This is a genomic window from Sphingopyxis sp. GW821-FHT10B01, from assembly GCF_059415685.1.
This window is the reverse complement of the sequence record NZ_JBWKNS010000009.1, coordinates 1-2,625: the sequence shown is the minus strand read 5'-3', so window position 1 is coordinate 2,625 and position 2,625 is coordinate 1. Positions and strand designations below refer to the sequence as shown.

Annotated in this window: 2 protein-coding genes; both read left to right on the top strand. The window is 67.0% G+C overall.

The features are described 5' to 3' along the window. Nucleotides 1-3 precede the first annotated feature (3 nt). On the top strand, nt 4-1,335 hold the full coding sequence (locus tag AC07NV_RS21935; RefSeq protein WP_495168517.1) for a phosphotransferase family protein: 1,332 nt from the start codon (nt 4-6) through the stop codon (nt 1,333-1,335). 19 nt (nt 1,336-1,354) lie between these two features. Then, nucleotides 1,355-2,625: acyl-CoA dehydrogenase family protein (locus AC07NV_RS21930; RefSeq protein ID WP_495168516.1), on the top strand; the 1,271-nt coding region annotated here is incomplete at its 3' end.

The following is a 2,625-nucleotide window of genomic DNA, read 5'->3' as shown; positions in this document are numbered from 1 at the left end:
CGCATGACGACATTTTCCATATTATTGTCAGCTTTGATGGCGCGTGTTGCGGGTCCTGGCGTGCTCGGTGGTCTTGAGCGCTTGTCTGGTGGTGCGAACATGGAGAGCTTTGCGTTCGCGTGGGCGGGTCGGGACTATGTTCTGCGCCGCGCGCCGTCGGCGGCGTATATGGCGGATCGTCCGTTCGGTCATGTCGACGAGGCGGCGCTGGTGATGGCGGCCTTTGATGCGGGGGTGAAGGCGCCGGAGGTGGTCGGCGTGCTCGAGGACGGCGACGGCATGGGCACGGGCTATGTGATGCGCCGCGTGATGGCGGAGGTGTCGCCGGCGAAGATATTGGCCGATCCGCCGCGCTCGCTGATCGCGGACCTCGGCCGCGAGCTGGCGCGCATCCATGCGCTGCCGCGCGCGGTCATTCCGGCGGCGATCCCGTTGATGGACACGGGGGCGTCGCTGGCGGAGCTCAAGGCGCGCTTTCTGTCGTATGGCGGCGACCGGCCGGTGATCGCGCTGGCGATCCGGTGGTGCGAGGATCATCTGCCCGCGGCGGCCGAACCGGTGCTGGTGCATGGCGATTACCGCATGGGCAATGTGATGGTGGACGGTGACGGTCTGGCGGCGGTGCTCGACTGGGAGCTGGCGCACCGCGGCGACGCGCATGAGGATCTGGCGTTCGGCTGCATGACGGTGTGGCGGTTCGGCCGGCTGGACAGGCCGGCGTTCGGGGTGGGCAGCCTCGAGGACTATTTTGCGGCCTATGAGGCGGCGGGGGGCGTGCGGGTCGACCATGATCGCTTCCACTTCTGGCTTGTCTACCGGACGCTCTGGTGGGCGCTCGGTTGTTTGCAGATGGGGCATATGTGGCGGAGCGGTGCGGACCGGACGGTCGAGCGCGTGGTGATCGGCCGGCGGACCGCCGAGCAGGAGCTCGACCTCTTGCTGCTGCTCGAAGCGGAAGCGCCCGAGGCCGAACGGGAAAGGGCGCTACCGCCATCGCCGGACGCCGCGCCCGCGCCGACCGGCGAGCCGACCAATGCCGAGATGGTGCAAGCGGTACGCGACTGGATCGAAGGGTCGATCAAGCCGGGTGCCGAGGGCCACGCCAGGTTCGAGGCGGTGGTGGCGATGAACGCGCTCGGCATCGTGCTGCGCGATCTGGAGGCTGGCGTGCGCGCCGAAGATGCGGCGCTTGCCGCGGCCTTGCTGTCGGGAACCACGACGCTCGCCGAGCCGGGCCTGCTCGCGGCGCTGCGCCGCGCCGTGCTCGATAAATGCGCCATCGACAGCCCCAAATATACCGCGCTTGGCCAAGCGCGCGCCGAGTGGCGCGGATAGAGATAACCGGGAGAGAGACATGGATTTTGCGATGCCCGCCGACCTGCAGGCGTATCTGGACGAGCTCGACGCCTTTATCGAAGCCGAGATCAAGCCGCTCGAGCTTGCGGACGACAATATCCGCTTCTTCGACCACCGCCGCGAGCATGCGCGCACCGACTGGGACAATCAGGGGCTGCCGCGCCATGAGTGGGAACAGCTTCTGAAGCAGGCGACGAGGCTGGCCGATGCGGCGGGGCACTGGCGCTTCTCGGCGCCGAAGACGTACGGCGGCAAGGACGGATCGAACCTCGCGATGGCGGTGATCCGCGAGCACTTCGCGGCGAAGGGCCTCGGGCTGCACAATGACCTGCAGAACGAGCACAGCATCGTCGGCAACTTCCCGTTCGTCGAGATGTTCGAGCAGTTTGCGACGAGCGACGAGCAGAAGCAGGAGTTCATCCTCGGCGGGTTCGAGGGCAGGCGGCGCACCGCGTTCGGGCTGACCGAGCCCGATCACGGCTCCGACGCGACGCATATGGAGACGCGCGCGGTCAGGGAGACGCGGGACGGCGTCGATGGCTGGCGGATCGACGGGCGCAAGATGTGGATCACCGGCATGCATGTCGCGACGCATTGCGCGACCTTCTGCCGCACCGACGGCGAGGACGGCGATGCGAAGGGCATCACCTGCCTGCTCGTGCCGACGGGGACGCCGGGCATGACGGTCGATGAATATATGTGGACGTTCAACATGCCGACCGACCATCCGCGCATGACGTTCGCCGATGTGTGGGTGCCCGACGCGGCGCGGCTCGGCCCCGAGGGCGGCGCTCTCGCGATCGCGCAGAGCTTCGTCCACCAGAACCGCATCCGGCAGGCGGCCAGCTCGCTGGGCGCGGCGGTCTATTGCATCGAGGAGAGCGTGAAGTACGCCCGCCAGCGCAAGCCGTTCGGCGAGGCGCTGGCGAAGAACCAGGCGATCCAGTTCCCGCTCGTCGAGCTCGCGACGCAGGCCGAGATGCTGCGGCTGCTGATCCGCAAGACCGCGTGGGACATGGACAACACCCCGCACAGAGAGATCGAACATATCCTCTCCGATAAGGTCAGCATGTGCAACTATTGGGCGAACCGTCTCGTCTGCGAAGCCGCCGACCGCGCGATGCAGGTCCATGGCGGCATCGGCTACTCACGCCACAAGCCGTTCGAACATATCTACCGCCACCACCGAAGATACCGCATCACAGAAGGCGCCGAGGAAATACAAATGCGAAAAGTCGCCGCCTACCTCTTCGGGTATATGGGGCCGCG

Excerpts from the sequence above, each read along its gene's own strand:
- AC07NV_RS21935 (WP_495168517.1), top strand. The coding sequence starts at position 4 with ATGACGACATTTTCCATATTATTGTCAGCTTTGATGGCGCGTGTTGCG.